23 protein-coding genes are annotated in these 23,393 nt (G+C 36.7%); 10 read left to right on the top strand and 13 right to left on the bottom strand.

From position 1 onward, the window contains the following. Positions 1-145: 145 nt before the first annotated feature. From AC27H3_RS14950 to AC27H3_RS14940, 3 genes are all read left to right on the top strand, one after another. Positions 146-2,563 (top strand): VolA/Pla-1 family phospholipase, encoded by a 2,418-nt coding sequence (locus tag AC27H3_RS14950; protein ID WP_487107383.1) that lies wholly within the window; start codon positions 146-148, stop codon positions 2,561-2,563. Positions 2,564-2,765: 202 nt separating this feature from the next. After that, on the top strand, positions 2,766-3,815 hold the full coding sequence (gene sohB / locus AC27H3_RS14945) for a protease SohB (RefSeq protein WP_487107381.1): 1,050 nt from the start codon (positions 2,766-2,768) through the stop codon (positions 3,813-3,815). Positions 3,816-3,856: 41 nt separating this feature from the next. Next, complete coding sequence (locus AC27H3_RS14940; protein WP_487107379.1) at positions 3,857-4,516, top strand: thiopurine S-methyltransferase; 660 nt, start codon at positions 3,857-3,859, stop codon at positions 4,514-4,516. 108 nt (positions 4,517-4,624) lie between these two features. Here the strand turns inward: AC27H3_RS14940 and AC27H3_RS14935 are convergent, their stop codons facing one another. Continuing rightward, complete coding sequence (locus tag AC27H3_RS14935) at positions 4,625-4,891, bottom strand: hypothetical protein (protein WP_487107378.1); 267 nt, start codon at positions 4,889-4,891, stop codon at positions 4,625-4,627. A gap of 282 nt (positions 4,892-5,173) precedes the next feature. Here AC27H3_RS14935 and AC27H3_RS14930 point away from each other — a divergent pair, with 282 nt between their 5' ends. Genes AC27H3_RS14930 through rlmM form a run of 4 tightly spaced genes read left to right on the top strand, consistent with a single transcriptional unit; the run spans position 5,174 to position 8,259 of the window. Then, positions 5,174-6,091, top strand: a complete 918-nt coding sequence (locus tag AC27H3_RS14930; RefSeq protein ID WP_487107377.1) for a transcriptional regulator GcvA — start codon at positions 5,174-5,176, stop codon at positions 6,089-6,091. Between the two features lie 53 nt (positions 6,092-6,144). Beyond that, on the top strand, positions 6,145-6,789 hold the full coding sequence (locus tag AC27H3_RS14925) for an alpha/beta family hydrolase (protein ID WP_487107376.1): 645 nt from the start codon (positions 6,145-6,147) through the stop codon (positions 6,787-6,789). Next, positions 6,767-7,168 carry a DUF423 domain-containing protein gene (locus tag AC27H3_RS14920; protein ID WP_487107375.1) on the top strand — a complete coding sequence of 134 codons (402 nt, stop codon included), beginning with the start codon at positions 6,767-6,769 and terminating at the stop codon, positions 7,166-7,168. Before AC27H3_RS14925 ends, AC27H3_RS14920 begins: the two co-directional genes overlap by 23 nt. A 5-nt stretch (positions 7,169-7,173) precedes the next feature. Next, positions 7,174-8,259: a 23S rRNA (cytidine(2498)-2'-O)-methyltransferase RlmM gene (gene rlmM / locus AC27H3_RS14915; RefSeq protein WP_487107373.1), complete on the top strand. Its 1,086-nt coding sequence runs from the start codon at positions 7,174-7,176 to the stop codon at positions 8,257-8,259. Between the two features lie 161 nt (positions 8,260-8,420). On the opposite strand, the gene AC27H3_RS14910 is transcribed toward rlmM, so the two are convergent. The 7 genes from AC27H3_RS14910 to queF all read right to left on the bottom strand — a co-directional run bounded on the left by AC27H3_RS14910 (position 8,421) and on the right by queF (position 16,524). Further along, positions 8,421-9,242, bottom strand: a complete 822-nt coding sequence (locus tag AC27H3_RS14910) for a hypothetical protein (protein WP_487107372.1) — start codon at positions 9,240-9,242, stop codon at positions 8,421-8,423. A gap of 388 nt (positions 9,243-9,630) precedes the next feature. Next, positions 9,631-10,638 carry an isocitrate dehydrogenase gene (locus tag AC27H3_RS14905; RefSeq protein ID WP_487107370.1) on the bottom strand — a complete coding sequence of 336 codons (1,008 nt, stop codon included), beginning with the start codon at positions 10,636-10,638 and terminating at the stop codon, positions 9,631-9,633. Between the two features lie 422 nt (positions 10,639-11,060). Then, the gene (locus AC27H3_RS14900; protein ID WP_487107369.1) at positions 11,061-11,438 is read right to left on the bottom strand and encodes a DUF3192 domain-containing protein; all 378 of its coding nucleotides are present in this window, start codon (positions 11,436-11,438) and stop codon (positions 11,061-11,063) included. 198 nt (positions 11,439-11,636) lie between these two features. Further along, positions 11,637-12,458: a flap endonuclease Xni gene (gene xni, locus AC27H3_RS14895; protein ID WP_487107367.1), complete on the bottom strand. Its 822-nt coding sequence runs from the start codon at positions 12,456-12,458 to the stop codon at positions 11,637-11,639. A 4-nt stretch (positions 12,459-12,462) separates the two neighbouring features. Beyond that, positions 12,463-13,809: a nucleotide 5'-monophosphate nucleosidase PpnN gene (gene ppnN, locus AC27H3_RS14890; protein WP_487107366.1), complete on the bottom strand. Its 1,347-nt coding sequence runs from the start codon at positions 13,807-13,809 to the stop codon at positions 12,463-12,465. A gap of 21 nt (positions 13,810-13,830) precedes the next feature. Beyond that, positions 13,831-15,471 (bottom strand): GGDEF domain-containing protein, encoded by a 1,641-nt coding sequence (locus AC27H3_RS14885; protein WP_487107365.1) that lies wholly within the window; start codon positions 15,469-15,471, stop codon positions 13,831-13,833. 198 nt (positions 15,472-15,669) lie between these two features. Continuing rightward, positions 15,670-16,524: an NADPH-dependent 7-cyano-7-deazaguanine reductase QueF gene (gene queF / locus AC27H3_RS14880; protein ID WP_487107364.1), complete on the bottom strand. Its 855-nt coding sequence runs from the start codon at positions 16,522-16,524 to the stop codon at positions 15,670-15,672. 73 nt (positions 16,525-16,597) lie between these two features. On the opposite strand from queF, the gene syd reads away from it, so the two are divergent. Continuing rightward, the gene (gene syd, locus AC27H3_RS14875; RefSeq protein WP_487107363.1) at positions 16,598-17,179 is read left to right on the top strand and encodes a SecY-interacting protein; all 582 of its coding nucleotides are present in this window, start codon (positions 16,598-16,600) and stop codon (positions 17,177-17,179) included. A gap of 79 nt (positions 17,180-17,258) precedes the next feature. On the opposite strand, the gene AC27H3_RS14870 is transcribed toward syd, so the two are convergent. Beyond that, positions 17,259-17,570 (bottom strand): hypothetical protein, encoded by a 312-nt coding sequence (locus AC27H3_RS14870; RefSeq protein ID WP_487107361.1) that lies wholly within the window; start codon positions 17,568-17,570, stop codon positions 17,259-17,261. 171 nt (positions 17,571-17,741) lie between these two features. Here AC27H3_RS14870 and AC27H3_RS14865 point away from each other — a divergent pair, with 171 nt between their 5' ends. Beyond that, the gene (locus AC27H3_RS14865) at positions 17,742-18,098 is read left to right on the top strand and encodes a DUF3192 domain-containing protein (protein ID WP_487107360.1); all 357 of its coding nucleotides are present in this window, start codon (positions 17,742-17,744) and stop codon (positions 18,096-18,098) included. 84 nt (positions 18,099-18,182) lie between these two features. Here AC27H3_RS14865 and AC27H3_RS14860 read toward each other — a convergent pair whose 3' ends face one another. The 4 genes from AC27H3_RS14860 to AC27H3_RS14845 all read right to left on the bottom strand — a co-directional run bounded on the left by AC27H3_RS14860 (position 18,183) and on the right by AC27H3_RS14845 (position 22,225). Then, positions 18,183-19,634: a DUF3300 domain-containing protein gene (locus tag AC27H3_RS14860; RefSeq protein ID WP_487107359.1), complete on the bottom strand. Its 1,452-nt coding sequence runs from the start codon at positions 19,632-19,634 to the stop codon at positions 18,183-18,185. Between the two features lie 155 nt (positions 19,635-19,789). Next, positions 19,790-21,106, bottom strand: a complete 1,317-nt coding sequence (locus tag AC27H3_RS14855) for an ATP-binding protein (RefSeq protein WP_487107357.1) — start codon at positions 21,104-21,106, stop codon at positions 19,790-19,792. A 120-nt stretch (positions 21,107-21,226) separates the two neighbouring features. Next, on the bottom strand, positions 21,227-21,910 hold the full coding sequence (locus tag AC27H3_RS14850) for a response regulator transcription factor (protein WP_487107356.1): 684 nt from the start codon (positions 21,908-21,910) through the stop codon (positions 21,227-21,229). A gap of 3 nt (positions 21,911-21,913) precedes the next feature. Further along, complete coding sequence (locus AC27H3_RS14845) at positions 21,914-22,225, bottom strand: PepSY domain-containing protein (RefSeq protein ID WP_487107354.1); 312 nt, start codon at positions 22,223-22,225, stop codon at positions 21,914-21,916. Between the two features lie 220 nt (positions 22,226-22,445). On the opposite strand from AC27H3_RS14845, the gene AC27H3_RS14840 reads away from it, so the two are divergent. Then, complete coding sequence (locus AC27H3_RS14840; RefSeq protein ID WP_487107353.1) at positions 22,446-23,339, top strand: choice-of-anchor H family protein; 894 nt, start codon at positions 22,446-22,448, stop codon at positions 23,337-23,339. Positions 23,340-23,393: the final 54 nt, after the last annotated feature.

The following is a 23,393-nucleotide window of genomic DNA, read 5'->3' as shown; positions in this document are numbered from 1 at the left end:
TATTCTTGAGTTAAGTTTGACTGGTCGAACAAGTTGAGGTTAATGCTAGGATAAGTATAAAATTCAACAATAATGAAGAATAATAAATATAAACTTAGAAAATTTCTAAGTTTATAAAATAAAGACTAGACCGTGGGGAGATAAAATGAAAAAGCTAGTACTCAGTCTCGCAATAGCCAGCACATTAGGTTTAAGTGCTTGTGGAGACGAAACGATACAAGATGTTGAACAAGAAGTTGCTGAAAATGGTTCTGCCGTAACAGCGACAGCACGCGTTAAATTTGATCCTGCAGCTGGGGCTGCTGGACTTTCTATTCCAAATGATTTGATTTTCTCTGGCACACAAGATGGTACTTTAGAAATACCTGTTGAAGACCCTACCGATGGCTCTGATCCTTTTGTTGCTATTAGCGCACTTGATGGCTGGTCTATTTCTCAACCATTCTCATTAGCTATTGATTTCCCTGCTGGCACATCTTTAGAGAACAGCAGCGCACAAGACCCTGCTTCTGTAAGAATTTTTGAAGTGGTTATGGGTGGAGACGCTAACGATAGTGATTGTACCGCGGTAGAGCGCGGCCTTGCTTGTAAAATTGTTGGTGAATTAGTTTTTGGACAAGACTTTGTTACTCGAGGCGCTAGTACGAGTGTTTCGGTTATTCCAACACAACCGCTAAAAGCGGAAACCACTTACATTATGATGATGACTAATAATCTTCGTGATAATAATGGTAAAGCGATTGCAGGTTCAAGTACTTATGAATTAGCCCGCCAAGATATAAACACTTTACCTTTGGGTAATGAATCACAGTTAGGCTTGCAAGCGGCAGTTAACAGTTACGAGGCTGCACTTGTGGCTGCTGGAGTAGATAGCGATACTATTATTTATAGTGCCGCGATGACTACTCAATCGACTACACGAGTATTAAGTACGGTTAAGTCAATAATGGCTGCTGGTGTGCCGCAAATGGTTGCTGCTGCACAAGCGGGCAATCCTGCCATTGGTGTTCAAGATACGGGTATTTCAGTTGCTACCGTATTAACCGGTATGATCCCGCCAGATTTAGTACCGTTATATTCTGCAGCTAACTATATTCGTGGTTCTATTACATTACCGTACTATTCAGGCGTACCTTCAGCAGAAAATCCATTAGCGCCAGTAAATGACTGGTGGCGCGCACGATGTGACTCAGGTGCAACACTTGCCGGTCTTGCAGCTGCAAATCCAGCGGCGATTCCTGCTGGACCGTTAGATGCAAATGATGGTTTTTGTATGAACTTTGGTTTACGTGATTTAAGTTCTGTGGTGGAGATTGATACTGAGCGTAATTTAACTAAGTTTAATCCAATTCCAGCCACTAGTGCGATGTTGCCAATTGACGTACAAATGACTACGCCAGATTTAGCATGGGCTAATCCTGTTCGAGCTAGCATGGGATTACCAGCGCTAGAAGAGCCTGAAAACGGTTGGCCAGTAGCTATGTTAGTACATGGTATTACATCTTCTAAAGAACAAATGTTACCTATTACCGGTATTTTATCAGTATTTGGTATTGCCACTATCGCGATTGATCAACCACTACATGGTAGCCGTGGTTTTGATTTAAATGGCGATGATGTTGACGATATTAACACCAGCACAGTGTCAACGTTACATTATGTAAACTTAGGCAGCATGTTAACAATGCGTGACAATACACGTCAAAGTACTGCTGATTTGCTAGGTTTACGCTTAGGTATGAACTTCTTAGGTGGTGCTCATGCTGAAGGTAATGCGATTAAAATCGACAGCTCTAAAGTGCATCTTTTAGGTCATTCATTAGGTGGTATATATGGTATGAATGCGGTTGGCTTAGCAAATACTGAGTTAAGCCCACAAGTTGATGGGTTATTTAACATTGCGAGTACTTCATTAGCTATGCCTGGTTTAATGTTAGCCAACTTTGGCCTTGATTCACCAGCATTTGAAGGTTTAGCAAAATCTAACCTTACTTTACAATTGTCGCCAGATTTTAAAGCGGCTGTAGATGCAAACCTACCTAGCGACTATACTCAAGAGCAATTGAGTGGTTTCTATTTTGCTTTTTACAATGCTTTAACGGTTGAACAAAAAGCAACATTAGATGCAGGTTTTGCACAGTTTACTTTTGCAGCGCAAACAGTAACTGACTCAGGTGACCCAATTGCCTATGTGCAAACATTAGCAGCTACCCAAACGCCTACACACTTAATTGAAGTCGTGGGTAATGGTGGTGACAACTTGCCAGATCAAACAGTTACTAATACTGCGCCATTTACACCAATGGGTGGTACTGAACCTGCAATCGCTTTCTTAGGTTTACCTGGGATTAGCGAAACAACGCCGGGTTCTGGTGCAGTAAGATTTGTTAATGGTCATCATAGTTCGATTCTTGATCCACGTCCTGATGCTGCAGGTGCTTCACCAGACGCTGAATTAAGTGCACGCGCTACCCAAGAAATGCAAACGCAAGTTGCTACATTCTTTGCGAGCATGGGACAGTTAATTACAGTGACAGATGCTGCTGTAGTTAAACAAGACTAAGTTTTAGTTTACGTCTAAAAAAAGCCCTCGTTTGAGGGCTTTTTTATTGGGTGTTATTTACACGGTTAACTTTAACGATTAATTTAGTGTCTAACCTTTATTTATTAACTAATTACCCCATATTGTTTAATAGAATAAATTTTAAAATTAATACACAACAACAGAACCAAAATAAGTAAATTTGTTGTTTAGGAGAAAAACATTGGAATTTTTGTATGAATACGGTTTGTTTTTAGCGAAAGCTATTACATTTGTTATAGCAGTTATTGCGATTATTATTGCTATTGCATCGTCAGCAATGAAACAAGGCGGTAAAAAAGGTGAGTTAGAAATTACCGACTTATCTGAACAATACAGCGAAGTTGAAGATGATATTATTCATCACTTATTGTCAAAAGAAGCACTAAAAGAAAAAGAGAAAAAAGATAAGAAAGCTGAAAAAGAACAAGCAAAAATTGCTAAAAAAGCAAGTAAAGACGACAGCGAAGAAAAAACTGAAACTCCACGTCTGTTTGTCGTAGATTTTAATGGCAGCATCGACGCAAAAGAAGTAGGTTCGTTGCGTGAAGAAATAAGCGCTATATTAACCGTTGCAAAACCGAGCGATGAAGTATTTGTTCGTCTAGAAAGCGGCGGCGGTATGGTACATGGCTACGGCTTAGCTGCATCGCAACTTGATCGTGTACGCCAGAAAAACATTCCGCTTACTGCCTGTGTAGATAAAGTGGCTGCCAGTGGCGGTTATATGATGGCATGTGTTGCTAATAAAATTGTTTCTGCACCCTTTGCTATCATTGGCTCAATTGGCGTTATTGCCCAAGTACCAAATTTTCATAAGTTATTAAAGAAGAACGATGTAGACTTTGAACAATTTACTGCCGGTGAATTTAAACGCACGGTGACTATGTTTGGTGAAAACACAGAGAAAGGTCGTGAAAAATTCGTTGAAGAATTAGAAGAAACACACGTTCTCTTCAAAAATTTTGTTAGTGAGCACCGCCCAAGCCTTGATATTGCTAAAGTGGCAACTGGAGAACATTGGTTTGGTACACAAGCTAAAGATTTAGGTCTTGTTGATGAGCTAGAGACCAGTGATGACTACTTACAAGCACGTTGTAAATCTCATAAAATAGTGCAAATTAAGTATGCGACTAAAAAGGGCTTGGCTGAAAAGTTTTCAAAAGCGGCATCTTTATCTTTTGATGCAATCATCAGTAAAGTTTGGCAAAACAACCGCATATTTCCGGGCTAATCGTTTAACTCGGTTCTAAAAATGCAAATGACATAATCACTATGGAAAATAGTTTTTGGCATAAATGCTGGGAGCGCAACATGCTAGGTTTTCACCAACATGTTGTGCACCCGTTTCTAACTCAGTATTTCGAGAAAATGCTGGTATCTACAGATAAGCATGTTTTTGTACCTTTATGTGGTAAAACACTCGATATGAGCTACTTAGCTCGACTGATGAAGGTAACAGGTAATGAATTAAGTGCCATTGCCTGCAAAGACTTTTTTGTCGAAAACAATCTTCCCTTTAAACAGCAAAAGCTAGGCGAGTACGAGCATTATACTTGCCGGCAGCTTACCTTATTACAAGGTGATTATTTTAAGCTGACACCTGATTTAATCGGTAATCTCGATTGGATATATGATCGTGCAGCGCTAATTGCACTACCCAAGGTTATGCAGCAGAAATACGTAGAACATCTAAAAACGTTTTTTTCATCGCAAACTCGTCTATTTTTAGTAACAGTGGAGTTTCCACAGGCACAATTAAGCGGTCCGCCGTTCGCGGTAACCGAAGCTGACGTGAATAGTCTATTCTCTGACTTTAACGTTGAATATATTGCAACACATGAGATTAAAGATAAGCAATTTGCTCAAAGGCAGTTTGATGTCGACTATTTGCTTGAGAAGCTTTATGTTATTTCACGCAAAGATAAAACCTAAGCGGACTCACTTTTAGTCAAATAGAGTGGGGGGTGAATAATAAGTTAACCTTGAGGTGAACTAACAAAAAAGGTGCCATCGAGCACCTTTTTAGTTTGTAAATTTAACTTATTCAGCAAGTGTGATACTTTTGCTGATAGTATCTACATTCTCAGTGCTTGTAGAGTCGTTCATAGCGACTTGAGCACGCGCTGTTTCTTCGATAGGGTTAAGTGCTATCGTATTCAATTTAATTGATTGTGCTAGATGCAATTTAGTTGTTTCTATCAGCTCAACAGCGTTGATAGCCTGTACTTCTACTAATTGTGTTGCTTGGCTAGTGTTAGCAATTAAAGCGAACATAGCGATGGTTGATAGTTTAATAATGTTTTTCATAAGTCACCTGTAATAAAACGTCAATAGTATTTATAGATGTTTTGGGACTCTTTCTTTTCTATTGCAAACAAGGGTTGGGAGCCTGTTTGATTCTCACCGATTAATTCCGGGTAAAGATGAAGTCCTTCATCTAATGCGGCTATAGTAAGGTAATGCTGGTAAATATTAAACTGACTAATTATAATGTTATTCATTAGAAAAACTAATCCGACATGGTTATGCGGTTAATTTGATAAAATATGCATAACATTAACAAGTATATAAATATTTTAAAGGTGAATCTTGGCTAACAGACTACCGCCATTAAACGCTATTAGGGCATTTGAGGCTTCAGCTCGCCAGCTAAGCTTCACTAAGGCAGCTGAAGAATTATTCGTCACTCAAGCCGCGATCAGTCATCAAATAAAAGCACTGGAAGATAATTTAGGTATAAAATTATTTATGCGTAAGAATAGGTCGCTTTTACTCACTGAAGAAGGACAATCCTATTATCTCGACATTAAAGATGTTTTTAATGCATTGCATGATGCCACTGAAAGGTTATTAGCTCGAGGTGAAAAAGGGGCGATTACTGTAAGTTTACAGCCTAGTTTTGCAATACAGTGGCTTGTGCCTAGGTTGAATACTTTTAATTTACTGCACCCTGATATTGACGTACGCATTAAAGCCGTCGATCAACCGGAGAGTTCGTTAACTGAAGATGTAGATTTGGCTATATACTATGGCCGTGGTCGTTGGAAAGGCATACATGCTGAACAATTGCATACCGAGTATTTGATCCCCGTTTGCTCGCCTTTATTACTTGATGGTAAAAAGCCATTAAACAGTATTGAAGATCTAGCAAATCATACCTTATTGCATGATACCTCCAGACGTGATTGGAAACGATGGTTTAAGCACGTTAATGTTAAAGGAGGAAATGTTAATCATGGCCCCATTTTTAGCCACTCGGCTATGGTACTTCAGGCTGCTATTCATGGGCAGGGCGTTGCACTTGCGCATAGTGTACTAGCTAAGCCTGATATTGATAGTGGGCGACTAGTTTGTCCTTTTAAAGAAGTATTAATCAGTAAAAATTCATACTATATCGTTTGTCGAGAGCAACAGTTAGAACTAGGTAAAATAACGGCATTTAGAGAATGGGTATTACAAACTGTGGCTGATGAACAACCGGTAATTGATGAAGGACAATTGGTGTGAGAAATAACAACTTAAGGGTTAGCCCAAAAGGGTCTATAAACGGTGAAGCTACCATGAGTAGTGTATTATCTGAAGTTGACAACGCAAAAGCTTTAGTTATTTTCGCCCATGGTGCTGGGGCTGGTATGAACCATGAGTATATGGAGGTATTAACTCAGCTGATGAACGAACAGCACCTCAATGTATTGCGTTTTAACTTTCCCTATATGGATAAACGAAAACTTGATGGCAAAAGGCGCCCACCTGATAGAATGCCAGTATTGATTGATTGTTATCAGTCATTAATCACTAATGTAAAAACCGATTTGCCAATATTTATTGGTGGAAAATCTATGGGCGGCAGAGTAGCGGCAACGCTAGCAAATAATAAATCTTTTATGGATATGCATAACATTAAAGGAGTGGTTTGTTTAGGTTATCCATTTCATCCAATAAAAAAGCCAGAAAAGTTACGTTTGTTACCGCTGCAAGAAAGCCAAACTCCAGTCTTGATACTGCAAGGTGACAGAGATGCCTTAGGCAGTAAAGCAGAAGTTAACAGCTATAAAATATCACCTCGTTGCCAAGTACATTTCTTTGATGATGGCGATCATGATTTAAAACCTCGGGTTAAGTCGGGTAAAACACTAGCACATCATCAACAAGCTGCAGTGAGTTTAGTAGGGAGTTTTATCGATGAAATTAACACTAGCTGCTAAACTACTGATGATATTTGTTGGTATCAGTGGCTGTTTTTCTGTATTATTCGGCGCTTGGTTAGCTCATGGTGGACAATCTCTACCTGTAGTGTCACAAGAACGACTCATGACAGCTTTAACGTATCAGTTTTTTCACACATTGGCGTTATGCTTAACCATTATCTTATACAAGCTTCATTCTAAGGTTATATTATTGATTGCAGGTGGTTTATTTGCATTCGGTATCGTTTTTTTTAGTGGCAGTTTGTATATCAAAACTATATTCGAAGTGTTGAGTATTGGAAAACTGGCGCCATTTGGCGGCCTGTCATTTGCACTTGCATGGCTATTGGTCGGATTTGCAGGTACTAAAATGTTTGACCAAAAGTTAGGTAATTAATCAATATGACTGCAATAGTGCTCTATTGTCGCCCCGGATTTGAAAAAGAATGTGGCGCAGAAATTCAAGAAAAAGCTTCATGGAATGAAGTCTACGGTTACTTAGAACTGAGTAAGAACCAAGGCGTGGTTTATTTTCATCTTAATAACCCTGAAGAAGGCGAAGCCTTAATGGAGAAAATTCCATTACGTAGGCTTATTTTTGCACGCCAGTGGTTCGTTACGGTGACGGATAAAATTGACTTGCCAGATTATAATCGTGTTGAAGCCATTGTAGAAGCTTTAGGCAAAGAATGGCAGTATGCTGATTTACGCATGGAAACCCCAGATACTAACGACGGTAAAGAACTGTCTAAATTCTGTCGTAAGTTAGCGGTTCCATTGCGACAAGCATTAAGAAAAGAAAAAATACTTACTGAAAAGGGTAATAAAGATGGTGCTGTTCTGCATGCGTTGTTTTTATCAGGCAAAGAAGTAATCTTCGGCTTTTCTTTAGCGCGTAATACTTCACCGCATGTTATGGGTATTCCGCGTTTAAAATTTCCTAACGCTGCACCAAGTCGCTCAACGTTAAAACTAGACGAAGCCTTTCTATACTTCATTCCAAAAGATGAATGGGACATTCGTTTAACATCTGGCATGAATGCGGTTGATTTAGGCGCTGCACCTGGTGGTTGGACTTATCAATTAGTACGTCGTGGCATGATGGTTACATCAATTGATAACGGCCCTATGGCAGAGTCATTAATGGAAACGGGTCAAGTAAAACATCGTACGATGGACGGTTTTAAATACTTACCGCAAAAGAAAAACGTTTATTGGTTGGTTTGTGACATGATTGAGAAACCTCAACGAGTTGCAAAGTTGATGAGCGAGTGGCTATTAAATGGCTATTGCCAAGAAGCCATGTTTAACTTGAAACTGCCTATGAAAGGTCGTTATCAACAAGTTAATGAAGATTTGCAAACGATTAAAGATGCCTTTGCTAAATATAATGTTAAATATGAGCTGTTTGCTAAACATTTATATTATGATCGTGAAGAAGTCACTGTTCACGCAAGGTTGCTTTCTGCTCCTCCTACTGAACTGTAAATAAACAGTTGTTAGCAGATACCAAAACGCCCTAAACTATTTAATAGTTTAGGGCGTTTTTATTTATGAATTTCATCTTTAATTGATTGATTATACGATTTTTTTTAAGTGTTTAAATTAAGTATATCTCGAAGGCATAAACCGCTGTTGTGCCTTTTAGCTTAAAAAAGCTTAATTCTCTGAGCATGTAACTGTTGTGATGGAAAACCTTTTGCAAGCAGAAAAAGCAAAGCAAGTATAAAAATAACTCCTGTTTTAGGTTCGCTTACCGAAACAGCCATGGCTTGAGCTTGTATTGCGACATTTTGAAAAGCCAGTACCTCTCTACCTCCATTTGTTTTAGCGTTTAGCTCAAGCGTTAATAAATTCCCTGTTGCTAAAATGGATGAAGTGAATGTCGAAAATTCATTATTTAAGCGTATAGAATTAACCGTTAATGGATCGCTAAGCGTTATTGAATTACCAACGTCTAAATTGTAATCCTGAAAAGTACTTTCATTTGTTACACCTTTGAACAAACTAATAAATGGATTATTGTCTATACTATAGCGCCATTCGAACCTATCATTGCTCTCAAAATCTCCCATTGCAGCTATATCAGTTAAAAATGTAATAGCTGATAAATTGGCAATATTTATTTTCCAACTTGCTATAGCATCATTAGTTGGGTTATCTGGGTTGACGGTATCTACAATACCAAAAAATGGCTTATTGTTAGCGCTTTTTACTATACCTAAATTATCAGAAGCATTAACCGTGCTTTGATCTAATAAAGCCAGGGGGATATTGAGATCTACAGCTTGTTGGTATATTTGAAAACCATCTTGATTGCTACTAAAAGCGTTACTGAAGTTATTGGTATAATTGATGTTTGTTGATGTGTTAGGTGCTAATAAGTCATAACTTATTAATGACGCTTGGCTATTGCCTACATGTAAAAACACGAGTAGTAAGACAAAAGATTTTAAATTTAATCGGGTCATAACAAAGTCCTTTTGTTTCATTTTATAAAATATTTTGGCGCCAAGAAATATTCGTTTTAATCGATAAACGAGTAATTAACTGCATTACTATAACTACTTTCATCCTTGGAGCAGTTCAGTTTTAGCTTGTTTTTAACTTATATAGTACTAATGAGAAAACATAGGCTATAAAGCTTTACATAGTATAGTGGTGGTTTTAATAAATGCGAATTCAGGTGGGTTGAAAGTGATGTTGAAAGTGATATTTAAAGTGAAGTTGAAAGTTATAAGCGATTGTTGTTTTACTGATATTCACTCTTCTTAAACGAATCTAACTTGCAGAAAATTTTGCATAAAAAACCAAGTCATAAGACTTGGTTTTAAAGGGTTTACAAAACTAGCAGTTAGTTTACAAGCGCTCTAAAACTGCTTGAGTGAAATCTGAAGTGCCATGTGTACCACCTAGATCTCGTGTAGTACGATCGCCTGATTCTATAACCTCTGTTATTGCTCGACGAATATTGTCAGCTTTTTCAGCCATGCCCAAATACTCAAGCATTTGAATTGCCGCTAAAATTACAGATGTTGGATTAGCCAAGTTTTCACCAGCAATATCAGGTGCGCTGCCATGTACGGCTTCAAAAATCGCACAATCTTTACCTATATTCGCGCCAGGTGCCATACCAAGGCCGCCAACTAAACCAGCACAAAGATCTGATAATATATCACCAAATAGGTTAGTCGTTACGATTACATCAAACTGCTCTGGGTTCATAACTAACTGCATACAACAGTTATCAACAATCATTTCTGATGATTCAATTTGTGGGTAACGAGCGGCTACTTCACGAGCAACTTTAAGGAATAAGCCTGAAGTTGATTTTAATATATTTGCTTTATGAACAGCCGTTACTTTTTTTCGACCTTCTTTTATCGCGGTTTCGTAGGCAAAAGTTACAATGCGCTCAGCACCTTCACGTGTCACTAAGCTTCTTGCTTCAGCATAGTTACCATCATCTGAAAGTGTTTGTCCTAGGCCTGAGTACATGCCTTCAGTGTTTTCTCGGATAGTAATAATATCAATATTTTCATAGCGGGCTTTAGTGCCTTTAAATGACAATACAGGACGTACATTCGCATAAAGTTGAAAATGCTTACGTAAAGTAACATTGATAGAGGTAAAACCATCACCAACGGGTGTTGTTAATGGGCCTTTAAGGGCTATTTTATTTTTTTCGATCAGGGCTAGAGTCGATTCTGGCACTAAATCACCATGATTTTCTAATGCTACTAAGCCAGCATCGGCATACTCATATTCAAAATCACAGCCGGCTTTATCAAGTACTTTAATTGTTGCATCGATAATATCAGGGCCAATACCGTCACCTGGGATCACTGTTATGATTTGTTTTGCCATTTTTAAACTACCTTTTGAATATTACAGTTGTTAATTGATGAGAAGAGCGCGCTTTTGGTAAATATAAAGCAATTATAATCGGGTATATTTTATGCGACGCCAATTATATGGGTGCATCATAGTTAACTAATTAATGTTTAGCTAAGTTAGTTATGATGAACAAGTAATTATAGCAACTAATCAGAGCAGTTAGTAAATTTTAATCTTAAACTTTAGTCTTAATTTACTTTTGTGTTGAACAAGTACATGGCATAGGCGTGTAATGATTAAAACAGTGGCAAACACAAAACGTATCGTAATAAATTTATTCATCTAAAGTAAAGTTACACATGCTTTAATACACATGCTTTAAGACACATGCAGGCACTTTAAAGAAAGCTAATAAATTAAAGCTTTGTATATGAGTAATTTTTTATTCTAGATTAAAGTGTTTTGAATTGTTCGTAAGCCGTTTTGCCAATCGCGGTTAAAATACCATTAGTAAACAATAATGCGGTGCATTCATCTTGAGTAGTGATACCGTCAGATTTTACATGCTGTGTTCGGTAAAAGCTTACCTGATAACTTATTTCATCAATTAATTTAGCTTCAGTGATATCAGGACTACCTAATTGCTCTATAGCACTGTTGAAGTTGAATTGTTTTAATTCAAGTTTAGCTATAAATTGTCTGTTATATGCTTCTCTATCTTCCCATTGCATTTTAGCTGGGCTGTCGTCATAAAAGTTCACAACCAGCGCTACAAATATACCGTATGCTATGAGTGCCATTAAGATCCTAGCAATAACTTTTTTATTCACTTATATTCCTTGAAACTATTTCAAACTGTGTTTAGTGTTGTTGAGTTATCCGATTAAATCGATAAAACTTTTATTGGTGTTTAATGAATTTACTTTTGTTTGATCTATTTAATTAGTGCTAAGTTTTAAACAAGAATGTACATAGTTAAATAGTTTAGAATCCAATAAACAACAGCAGGCTGTGATGTTACCAGATTGTTAACTACTGGCAAGTGCATTTTGGTCTGGAAGCCTAATATCTTTCAAGTTAAAACCTAATGGTATATCTATTTTTAGGGTTAGCAATTGGCGGCTAAGAGATATTTGTTCATTATGTTGTGATAGTTTCTCACTGATGTTTTTCTTTAAATCAGTTGCGTTAACTAGGCTTTTAACTGAGCCATATTTATTAAGAAGTTCAGAAGCCGTTACTTGCCCAATACCTGCAACACCTGGTATTTTATTGGTGTTATCTCCCGTTAATGTCCATAGGTCCATTAGCTTATTTGGCTTTACGCTAAACTTGTTTAGTACATATGACTCGTCTAAATATCGTCGATTAAAATAGTCATATACCTTAATATTAGGATTTAGCAGGGATAAAAAACATTTATCAGTAGACACAATGGTTACATTTTGGCCGCGTAATGCCACTTTAATCGCTAAAGTGGCAATTAAGTCGTCTGCTTCATCAGTTTCTGAAACTAATGAGTCAACAAAGTGTTTCATAAAACGGTCTTGAATATCCGCTAACTTATCAGCCAAATGCTCGGGCATTTTTTTTCGGCCTTTTTTATAGTCTGGATAAATTTCATACCGCCAACATGGAGCTTGTGAGTCAAAAACAGCCAGTGCGTGAGTAGGTTGAAGCTGTTCTAGTATGTTTTTTAAGGCCTGTTCACATGCTTTTTCGGTGTTAAATAAAACTTGCTGCTTGGTATTTTCTGCTAATTCATTGTTTAACAAAAAAGGTCGCTCTTGTACGGCGTAAATTCTTCGGATCAAATTTAACGCATCTATTAATACTAGATGTACACTCATCAAATTAACCTTCAATAACGGTATAACAAGGTATATATTTGCTACCAGGAAGCTTCATTCTTTGTTGCTCAACGAAAGAATTTAAAAGTGTATCCATTAACGCCATTATTTTATTATCACCACTAATTTCAAAAGGGCCATTTTCACGTATCGCCTTAATACCACTTGCTTTAACATTTCCAGCGACTATACCAGAAAATGCACGGCGTAAATTAGCAGCCAAAGACTCAATACTTTGCTCAAAATGAAGATTTAAGGAAGACATATTTTCGTGATTTGGCTCAAAAGGTTGTTGAAATTCAGCTTCGATAACCAATGACCAATTAAAGTGATAAGAGTCGCCCGTAAGTTTTCTATGTGCAACTACATCTTCAGTAGTCGCCTTTAAGGTTTTGGCTACTTGTTCTGGGTCGTCAATAATAATTTTATAAAGTTGTTGGGCAGACTCGCCTAAAGTAGCAGCAATGAATGTGTCAAGCTGCTGAAAATATTCAGCACTCTCTATTGGACCCGTTAAAATAATAGGTAGCTTCTGAGATTTATTTTTGGGGTGCAGCATAATACCCAATATATAAAGCAACTCTTCTGCTGTGCCTGCGCCGCCAGGAAAGATAATAATACCATGAGACATTCGCACAAAAGCTTCAAGGCGTTTTTCAATGTCAGGCATAATCACCAATTCATTTACGATAGGGTTTGGTGGCTCTGCAGCAATTATACTTGGCTCAGTTAAGCCTAAATAGCGGCCATTAGTAATTCTTTGTTTTGCATGGCCAAATGTTGCACCTTTCATTGGGCCTTTCATTGCTCCGGGCCCACAACCTGTACAAATATTAAAACCGCGTAAGCCAAGTTGATAACCTACTTTTTTGGTGTATGTATATTCATTGCTGTTGATTGAATGACCACCCCAACAAGTGATCAAATTAGGAGAGCTGTCAGGAATAATGGCATTTGCATTACGCAACATATCAAAAATTATATTTGTTGGGTTATCGGTTGCTTTAGTGTTAGCGGTGTAACAGTCGCCAATAAACAAAATATCGCGCAGCACCACAGAAAGGTGTTCTTGAATACCTTTAATAATTACACCATCAACAAAGGCGTGCTTTGGCGGGTTATCTAAAGCTAATTTAACCCCGCGCTCACGGCGCAACACTTGTATTTGAAAGTCTTGAAATTGTTGGTAAATATCTTCTGCGTTATCGGTATGACTGCCAGCATTAAGCACAGCAAGAGAGCAATTACGAAAGAGATTATAGAGTTCACTTGTCGCTGATTGTTGTAAGTGATCAACCTCTGCCTGCGACAGCAAATTCATTTTACCTACGGGATTAATTTGAGTGTGCATAATTCTACTTCCTCGTTTTTTTTACCCGTAAACAACTTTGTTTTTTCCTTCATTTTTTGCTCGGTATAGTGCGGTATCAGCGCGTTCGAAAGCTGAGTGCACAATATCTTCTCTTTGAACTAGAGTGACACCAATTGATAGCGTGATATTGACCCGAGTTCCTTTGAAAGTAAAAGGTAAACTCGCTACTTTCTTTCGTAACATATTGAGACGATTCATTACCGTAATTTTATCAACATTTTTAAAAATTAAAACAAACTCTTCGCCACCATAGCGGCAGATAAAAACATCTTTACCCATGACTTTTGTAAGAGTTTCAGCTATGACTTGTAAGGTTTTATCGCCCGCAGTATGGCCAAAAGTATCGTTAATACGTTTAAAGTCATCTAGGTCAATAACAGTAATGGCGAGATCAAATTGTTTGTGGTGAAATCTAACCAACTCTTTTGCAAAAAACTCATCAAATGATGCTCTATTAGCTAGTTTAGTTAAAGCATCTTGAAAGCTTTTAGCTTGAACTTCTTGTATACGTTTTTCAAAAACTTTACTTTGCTGCTCTAGTTTTTCAACCTTTGCTGACATGCTTTTAAGTTGTTCATTCAATGCTATATTTTGACTATCTTCTAATTTAGCTTTGGTTTGTAACGTTTTAGCTATGTGCTGAATTTTATCATTCACATCAACTTTAATTTCATATAATGAACCTGCATCGTTAATGCCGATACTAACTTCTTTAATTGTTTCAGTCAGTTCCTGATTTATTTTAGCATGTTGCTCAATCGATTCTGTAGAGGTTGCAATTGTTGCGGTTACTGATACTTGAACAGAAGTGAGTGTATCGCTGAGTGTTGATAAAAAAACTTTAGCTCGACTTCGCTCTTGCTCTAAGTCTTCAATCATAAAATCAAAAACATTAAGGCATTCAGTCATTAAATTTTGATTCGAAATTTGACCGTGTAAACTCAATTTTATTTTGTGGATATTAGCGTTGTGCTTTTTAGAGATAATTAAGGTATTTAAAATTGAATTAAAGCGGCCTAATAATTCTTTTGGCGCTTTTTCTTGCTCAGCATTATTATTTTCTGCTGTAATTTCACTTTCAACAGCATTAATTTTATCTATTGTGACGTGTTTACTGGTATGGGTAGATTTTGGCTGTTCAGGCGTTAATCTAATTTGCCCAACTATGATGCTCTCATAGAAAGCGATAAACTCACTCATTAATGGAATGTATTGAATGAGTGAGGCGTGACTTTCTTCAGCCTTAGTTATTAAGGTTTGTAGCTGACGACGACTTTCTTTTGGGAAACTTTTCAGTTTTTGCAGGCCAGTACCCGAACTATTAAGTTGCTCATGTATTTCTATTCTACTTTTATCGTTTTTTAAAGAGTGCTGTCGCAGTAGTGTCGAAATAACTTTTATATCATTTTCGAGTTCGGTGAAACTCGTCGCTGTTTTTAAAGTCGTTCTTAATTTAGCTAATTTGTTATCTAGCAGAATGTCTGTGCCTTTACAGGCCTGAGATAGTTTACCAATAAAACCGGTGAGTAGGGCTGATTGTGCACTATATTCGTTTTCTAATTCAGTGCGAGCGTTTATAGCAGATTTAAGTCGTGACTTTAAGTCTTTGATATTTTTATCTGCGACTGAGTTTTCGCTCATATTAATCTTCCCTAAAATGCACCATCATGGAAAAGTAGCACAATTAATGCTAATTAAAATATAGCTTTAACAATAAATATAAAGCCTAATTTTCAGTATATATTAATAATAAACATTCCAGTATAAAAAGCCAGTATTTGTAGGTAACTAATGAGTGTTAGTCTAAATAAGCAACACTCATTAAGTTTCTTGTTGAGTTTATTGTCTTAACGTTCTTAAAGAAGGTGCGTTTTTTTGTTCTGTTGAACGAAAAGGGTTTATATCTAAACCGCCTCTGCGCGTATATCGAGCAAAAACAGTAAGGCTTTCAACCTGACAATAATGTTGAATATCACAAAATATACGCTCAACACATTGCTCATGAAATTCATTATGTTGTCGAAACGAAATTAAATATTTTAATAACGCAGCATGACAAATTTGTTTGCCACTATAGGTAATATAAATACTTGCCCAGTCAGGTTGATTGGTGATCAAGCAATTTGATTTTAATAAATGACAAACTAAATATTCTGTTACTTCTTCTTCTGCGTTCTCTTTTAATGCATTTTCTAATAGCTCAGGGGCTAATTGATATTGATTTATTTCAATATCAAGGTCGTCTATGCAAACCGCATTTTCGACAGGTATTTGCAGAGCAGGGCAGTTATTAACGCTAAAGAGTTTTACTTTTGCATTAGCGCCAGCGGTAGCCGACAAATCTTTAATTAAGGCTGATTCTACAGACTGCCAAGATGAAAACTTAGTTTGATTAAAACTATTTAAATAAAGTTTAAATGATTTTGATTCAACAATGTTTGGGCTAGTACAAGGAAAAGTAAACTCAGCAACAGCAACAACAGGTTTGCCTTTATCATTTAACCAAGAAAGCTCGTAACCATACCAAACATCTTCTCCATTAAAAGGAATATTCTCTGTTGCTAAACCTAAATTATCTCTATTCAGGCTTCTTGGAACAGCTTGGAGTAATGCTGGAGAATATTGGCTACAATAATCAGTTACTTTACCAAGGGTTAATTTACTGAGTTCTTTTGCGTTTGTATAAGTGCTCATTGTTGAGTATTTTCTTCTCTGGTTGTTACAATACTGATAAAATTTTCTTTATTTTATAGGAATTAGTCGTTAGATGAAAATATCAAATTACTCGCTTAAAGAACTTGTGTGGAATTTTTCACAAGATTACTTACAAGCTTATGAAAATAGGTTTAAACATTTACCTATAACACACATGGTTGAAGATTGGCCGTCGCCGTGTGAACAAGGAATTAAAGAAGAAGAGTTTTCATTGTGGTGTCCAATCAAAGTTAATGAAAACTTAACCTTTGAAAATGTTGAAACAGCATTGGAAATTACCCTTCATGAAGATATTAAACAGTACTTTACTACTATGTTTAGTGATAGCTTAGACGCAAGTTGCGCAGAAGGCGACTTGTCACTGCTGTTTGCTTGGAGCGCTAAAGATTTTGCACGTTTACAAGAAAATATTATCGGTCATATTTTAATGAAAACTAAACTAAAACAAAAGCTAACCATTTTTTTTGCTACTACAGATGACGATGATCATATTATCTCTTTAGATAATGACACGGGTGAAATATGGGTGGAAAAAGTCGGTTGTGAGCCTCATAAAAAAATAGCTGAAAATTTGATGGAATTTGTGACACAGCTTACGCCAAGGATCCCACCACAAGCTATGGAAGATAACTAATTAATGGCTGAAAATAGCATTGTTATTGAATTTACAACAATGCATATGTTTCCTTTTTTAGTCATCTTACTTAGTTTACTTATTTATTAATTAAAGCTTTTACCTGTATTTTTAGTTCAGCTATTTCTTGTTGTAATGGTGCTATAGCCTCAGCGATAAGTTTGTTAAGTTCTTTATGATCACGACTACTTTCAATGTTTGGATTAGCTTCTTCATTTTTATCCGTAGTTTTTATAAAATCAGGATCGTGATGCCAGCTTTTTAAAGCGGCAATAATTTTAGGTAAAGGAGTTGGTTGGCTAAGGTGTCCTTTTATCAATGCGACACTAGGCACTTTCCCTTCATTGGCAAGTTTGTTAGCTATGATGGAAATTTCATCAAATATAGTCATTAAGCTTAACTCAAGTGTTAAAGAGACAATATTTTAGCGAATATTACTAACTGTGTCTTGCTTTGTTTTTAGTTTTATTATTAAACTCTATTTTTATCAATTAGTTATAGAAGTGGTTTGGCATTTGCAAATAAGTTTTTAACACTATTACTTTTGATGAGAGAAGAACAAATGAAAAAATCGTTATTAGCATTACTTATAATCGCACCACTATCGATGAGCTTAACGGGTTGTGTTATCGCTGTTGGTGGCGAAGATGGTCATTCTATGTCGGGAGACTTTGATGATAGAGAGTTTAAAAATAGAAAAAAAATTGCTGATCTGCAACTAAATACGACATTTTCTGAAGTTGCCCGTGTCATGGGCGTTGCTGATTTTAATGAGTCTTATTTGGATGATGGAAAAACAGTAAAAGTAGTTTATTACCGCACTCAACGTTTACACAAAGATGGCTTAACTACTAAAGATGAATGTACCAAGTTAGTTTTTGTAGACAACAATTTAACGGCAATAGAGCAAGGGCTTTAATTTAACCAGAAAATTAGTTAACTTACTTTATAGAAAGGGCGATATCATTTTTTGATATCGCCCTTTGTTATTTACCATTGAAGGTTAATTTTCTTGTTTACTTTTACTTCGATGTGAACTGTTATTGCGACTTCTTTGTTTATTTTCAAAAGAGCGTTTGCTGATAGTTCTTTCACTTTTTGCACTGTGTCTTGGTTGATAAGATTTCTTCGTTGTTGAGATCGGTTTAGCGTAATTTTGCTCTGAACTTTTACGATGACTTATTACCTTTTCACTTTGTCGACTTTTAACTTGCTTATGGCTACTTTTTACTGCTTGATGTTTGCTAGCATAATACTTCTTTGATGACTTAGCAGACTCTACTTTTCTTACTTTTTTAACCTGTTTGCTATCAACTTTAGATTTGTGCCAATTTTTTCCTGCATAAGGTTGATGCTTAATTGACGCATTTTTTTTGTCTACTTTAATCGCACGGTTTACCTGTAGTTTTTGTTTGATTTTGTCACTTCTACCAGTGTTATATTCAGGCTTATATTTGTTATTAACTTGTTTAGTAATATGTTTATTTTTATTAAACAAATGTTTTTGATTGGCTCGCACGGCTTTGTGATGTTGCACACTTGGCGTTAGGCTACGATATTTTTTCTGTAATTTCGTACTACGATAAGCCACACCTTTTCTATGGCGTGGATTATGTTGCCAACGCTTTGCCTGATAACTTGTTGAAACTTTTTTCTTACTATGACGTTTGTAATAGCGAGATTTATGATGGTTAACTACTACATGTCGATTGTGCCAATGCACAGCACCAAAAAAGAGACCAACGCTCAGGTGAACAGGGTTATGCCAGTAATAATGACCATGATGCGATACATAATGAACGGGTTGATGCCAATATATTGGTGGGTAATGTCTCCAACGCCAATCTCCGTAAACAAGCCTAGTATCATAATAAGGTACATAAATTACATCGGGCTGGCTTGATTCAATAATAATTGTTTTAGTTTCACGAACCACGTTAACGTTATTCATGTTTTGAAGGTTGCCGGCTTGGTCTGCTTGTTGACGTAATGCTTGTACACTGGCTAGTACTTGCGCTTCATCTTGTAGAAAAGCATCGCCTAAGTTGCTCATCCAGCGTAAATCTTCACTTAATTTTTTAAGAATATTCTGAAAAGGTAGGAGCGCTTTAACGCTGGCATCCCAATCTTTACTCTCTGCCGCATCAGCAATATTTTCAGGGCTTAATTGTGAGTTTTTACTTAACCAACGCTCAGCGTCCACAACTTCTATAGGATAAGTTGAAGCAATTAGAATGTGGCTAAGTAAAGCGTCTGGATATAATGCGATTGGAGCAAGCATTTGTTCAATTTCGGCTTCAGTAAAACGGTTTACGTTTTCTGTAAGCGTTTGCTCAACATTTGTTAGTGCAGGGCTAGCCGTGTTATTCGCTACGCTTGGTGCTGAAAAGAGCAAGGCGCTTGATAGTGATATAAGTAAACAGTTCAGTGACTTGCTAAGTTTAGCTTTTTGCATGTTACTTCTCCTAAACATCTATTGATGAAAGCCTCTGGATAAAATAGCGAGTTATAGCAAGCCATTAAGGAGACTTTTTAAGTTATGCATACAATATTACTCCCTGTAAACTGAACGTTAGCTGAACAAACGAGTAAAGCCTGAAATTAAATTACCTATAACGGGAAGTTTAACGTAAATTTTGCCCCTTTAAGCTGTTCAGATGATGCTATCAGCATGGTACCTTGGTAACTTTTTACTAAATCTCTGACTATAGCTAAGCCAATACCATGGCCGTGCTGGTAGGTATCAGCGCGAGTTCCACGTTGTAATATATCGTCTCTAAGTGCTGGTGCTATGCCTCTGCCGTCATCTTCAATAACCATAGTTAAGTTATTGCTACTAAGTTTTATTTCAAGTTGTATTTTTTCATGTGCGGCTTTACAAGCATTATCAAGTAGGTTTCCAAGTATCTCTAAAAGATCGGCCTCATCCCCTTTAAAATTAATGTTAGATGGAATGTTGACCGTGAAAATGAGGGATTTTTCTTGATATATTTTACTGAGACTATTAATTAATTTTTGCGCTGCGGGTGCTGCCGCTGTACCTAGGTGCCAAGACGATTGCCCAGCACTTTGTGCTTTGCGAAGTTGATGCTCTATTATGACGTTAATAATATTGAGCTGCTCATGCGTTAATGCTGACAACTCTTTTTGAGTTTGCATTACGGCTAAGGGAGTTTTTAAGCTGTGAGCAAGATCAGAAAGGGCATTTCTGTATCGTAGTCGCTGTTGTTGCTCGGCACTTAATAACAAATTTAATTGTTCGGTAACTTGTGTTAATTCAGTTGGGTAACTCCGCGTAAGACGTTGGCTATTGCCTTGTTCAACATCACTTAGTTCATTTCTTAAGTTCTCTAAGGGTTGTAAGGTCCATACTGACCAAAGATATTGGATTATCAATAGCACTAGCATTAAGCCAGCAAGACCTAATAAAAGTTGATGATGAAACTCTGTCATCATTTGGGTTAAGCTGTTTTGTTGCTTAATTATATGCAAGGTCATTGGAAAAGGTTGTGATTCACTACCAAAACTAACACTTAAGCTGTAGAAAAAGTGTGTGTCGTTGTCAATTTCGGCTTCGTAAAAAAGGCTTTGTCCGAGTAATGGCTGTTTAAAGTTTTCCGGTTGCCATGGTGCAAGTAAAGATTGTGAACTCCAAAGTTTTCCTGTTACTTGTGATCCACTTAGCGGTGAATTTTGTGTCAGTAACGTTGAGTTAGAAGTGAGTACGGCATATAAACCTGATTGACTGACATTAAATTGATTTTCTAATAATTGCTCGGGCATAACGAGGGTATTATTTTCGACTTCGATTATCGCTAATATAGAGTAAGAATAGGCAGATAGCTCATTCTCTAAACTAGCCACCATATGTTTTTCATAAGCATTACTTATAATTACCCCGACAATAGGCAATAAAATAAAAATCATTAACAAGGCGCTAAATAGCACTCTTGTTTTTAGTGAGTTAAATGATTTTTTTAGCGAATTAAACAACTTAGCCTGCCTTTCTTTTTATATTTTAGAGAAGGAAATACACCAGTGAAAAAATTAATTTAAGTGGGATAAGTCTTTTAAAAGATAGCCTTGGCCACGTAATGTTTCGATAAATTGATACTGATTTTCGGGATCGAGTTTTTTTCTTAATCGGCGAATAAACACTTCAATAACATTAGAGTCTAAATCAAAGTCTTGATCATAAATATGCTCTGTTAGCTGTGTTTTTGACTTTACTTCCCCTAAATGATGCATCAAATATTCAAATAGTTTGTACTCATAACTGCTTAAAGATATTACATTTTTGTCTACGCTAACTTGCATACTTGCAGTGTTAATTGTAAAAGGACCATTTTCAATTAAAGGGCTAGCTTGTCCTGTGCTACGACGTATTAGCGCATTTAGCCGTGCTAATAACTCTTCAATATGAAATGGTTTCGTTAAGTAGTCGTCTGCTCCGGCATCTAATCCTGAGACTTTATCTTGCCAGCTGCCACGTGCGGTAAGTATTAATATAGGATAAACAAAGCCTTGTTCACGTAAAGACTTTATAACGCTAACGCCGTCTAACTTAGGTAAACCTAAATCGATAATAGCGGCATCGTATGGAAACTCTTGGCCTTGAAATAAGCCTGACTCACCATCATTAGCCACGTCAACACTGTAGTTTGCAGTTATTAAATGTTCTTTCACATGTAGTTGCAGGGTTTCATCGTCTTCTATAAGTAATATTCTCATGAGTTAATATCCTGAAACACGGCCAGACTGCCCGTCCACCGTAACAGAAATTACATGACCGTTATCTTTAAGTAATTTAACTCGATAGCTAGGTTTCTTTTTAGAACCACTGCTGTTTACTTTTAAAACTTTACCGCCGAATTTACCTTTTACAATGCGAGCCGCTTGCTGAGCACTAATTGCTTTGCCATTGTTTGGTTGATCATAATTAACCTGCTGTATCGTCATACTATGAGGTACGGCATTAATTTTAGCAAAAACAGGGGATGCTAATAATGAAGCTATTATGCTTAGAACAAATAAGTGTTTTTTCATTTAAGTACCTTCTTAAAACTGCGTTATCAGACAGTGTAAAATATTGAATGCGGTAATCCAAGTAAGTGTTATTTTAAAGCAGCTAAACTGAACGGTCTATGAACATGAATATCGCCATGATTAAAGAAGAGAATAGACCTGTAGTTTGTTTTAGTGTTCAGCTTCAGTTCAGATTAACTGAGGTTTAATGAAAGCCATACTATAAATAGAGGCTATTCTTATGTTTAATCACATTTTCAAAAAAATATTCAGTAAATTCAATAATGCAACTTATAGCAGTGAAAAAGTAAGTTTGAACAGAATCTTGGGTAAAGCTTTAGCAGCCAATCTTGCTGCACTATTTTTACTATTAAGCCCAATGTCCTTTGCTGAATTATCAATGAACGCTGAACTAGCTAGTCATTCTGTTGGAGGGGTAAAAAATAACCTTACCGCGCAAGAGAAAAAGCATGAAGTCACTAAAGCCATTAACAGCAACCGATTAAAAACATTCACTTATAAAGGTATGAAACGAGCGGATGTCGCTCTTGCGCGCCAACAGGAAATGAATGCATTATCATCAAAAAATGCAATAAAGCATACGGAGCAAACTAATATAGTGCGTAACTCAGCGCTATATTACAGCTTCTCTATTTATAATGCTTACAGCCAACTTATCGAAGATATTGATGAAGACGGATATTTCCAGACCTTTAGCGTGACTTTTGATGCTGATATATTGTCTCCAATAATAGATGACCAAGCTGTTGTTTATGCCGACTTATATTTAAGTGAGAATGGCGGTCCTTGGGTTTTATATTTCTCTACTGATGACTTCGTAATAACGGGTGATGCGTCAGATGATGAGTTTGAAGTTATTACTCAATTAGCGTCAGGTTACAGACCGAATAATTATGATGTATTAATTGACTTATATGAAGCTGGTTATAGTGATGTAGTAGCAACATACAGCTCAAATGATAGTAATGAACTTTATGCCTTGCCATTAGAAAGTAGTGATTTTGATCCTGAATATATAGAAGTTGAGTATTATAGCGAGCATGGCGGAGGTAGCACTGTATTGTTAGCTTTTATTGTCGCGGCACTTTGCTTTCGTCGCGTTTTTGCTCAGTAATAGGTTTAATAAAATCATACCAAGTTGATTTGTTAACTCTTCACTTTTACGGAT

This window comes from Colwellia sp. NW0002-52-1 (assembly GCF_057550865.1).
This window is presented reverse-complemented; position numbering and strand designations above follow the sequence as displayed.

What these genes read in the sequence shown, in the direction of transcription:
- AC27H3_RS14910 (WP_487107372.1), bottom strand. Translation starts at nt 9,242, where the DNA reads ATGACCCGATTAAATTTAAAATCTTTTGTCTTACTACTCGTGTTTTTA.
- queF (WP_487107364.1), bottom strand. Translation starts at nt 16,524, where the DNA reads ATGAGCACTTATACAAACGCAAAAGAACTCAGTAAATTAACCCTTGGT.
- AC27H3_RS14920 (WP_487107375.1), top strand. Translation starts at nt 6,767, where the DNA reads ATGAAATTAACACTAGCTGCTAAACTACTGATGATATTTGTTGGTATC.
- AC27H3_RS14905 (WP_487107370.1), bottom strand. Translation starts at nt 10,638, where the DNA reads ATGGCAAAACAAATCATAACAGTGATCCCAGGTGACGGTATTGGCCCT.
- xni (WP_487107367.1), bottom strand. Translation starts at nt 12,458, where the DNA reads ATGAGTGTACATCTAGTATTAATAGATGCGTTAAATTTGATCCGAAGA.
- AC27H3_RS14850 (WP_487107356.1), bottom strand. Translation starts at nt 21,910, where the DNA reads ATGAGAATATTACTTATAGAAGACGATGAAACCCTGCAACTACATGTG.
- AC27H3_RS14845 (WP_487107354.1), bottom strand. Translation starts at nt 22,225, where the DNA reads ATGAAAAAACACTTATTTGTTCTAAGCATAATAGCTTCATTATTAGCA.
- rlmM (WP_487107373.1), top strand. Translation starts at nt 7,174, where the DNA reads ATGACTGCAATAGTGCTCTATTGTCGCCCCGGATTTGAAAAAGAATGT.
- AC27H3_RS14950 (WP_487107383.1), top strand. Translation starts at nt 146, where the DNA reads ATGAAAAAGCTAGTACTCAGTCTCGCAATAGCCAGCACATTAGGTTTA.
- AC27H3_RS14860 (WP_487107359.1), bottom strand. Translation starts at nt 19,634, where the DNA reads ATGCAAAAAGCTAAACTTAGCAAGTCACTGAACTGTTTACTTATATCA.
- syd (WP_487107363.1), top strand. Translation starts at nt 16,598, where the DNA reads ATGAAAATATCAAATTACTCGCTTAAAGAACTTGTGTGGAATTTTTCA.
- AC27H3_RS14885 (WP_487107365.1), bottom strand. Translation starts at nt 15,471, where the DNA reads ATGAGCGAAAACTCAGTCGCAGATAAAAATATCAAAGACTTAAAGTCA.
- AC27H3_RS14870 (WP_487107361.1), bottom strand. Translation starts at nt 17,570, where the DNA reads ATGACTATATTTGATGAAATTTCCATCATAGCTAACAAACTTGCCAAT.
- ppnN (WP_487107366.1), bottom strand. Translation starts at nt 13,809, where the DNA reads ATGCACACTCAAATTAATCCCGTAGGTAAAATGAATTTGCTGTCGCAG.
- AC27H3_RS14855 (WP_487107357.1), bottom strand. Translation starts at nt 21,106, where the DNA reads ATGATTTTTATTTTATTGCCTATTGTCGGGGTAATTATAAGTAATGCT.
- AC27H3_RS14865 (WP_487107360.1), top strand. Translation starts at nt 17,742, where the DNA reads ATGAAAAAATCGTTATTAGCATTACTTATAATCGCACCACTATCGATG.
- AC27H3_RS14940 (WP_487107379.1), top strand. Translation starts at nt 3,857, where the DNA reads ATGGAAAATAGTTTTTGGCATAAATGCTGGGAGCGCAACATGCTAGGT.
- AC27H3_RS14925 (WP_487107376.1), top strand. Translation starts at nt 6,145, where the DNA reads ATGAGTAGTGTATTATCTGAAGTTGACAACGCAAAAGCTTTAGTTATT.
- AC27H3_RS14840 (WP_487107353.1), top strand. Translation starts at nt 22,446, where the DNA reads ATGTTTAATCACATTTTCAAAAAAATATTCAGTAAATTCAATAATGCA.
- AC27H3_RS14935 (WP_487107378.1), bottom strand. Translation starts at nt 4,891, where the DNA reads ATGAAAAACATTATTAAACTATCAACCATCGCTATGTTCGCTTTAATT.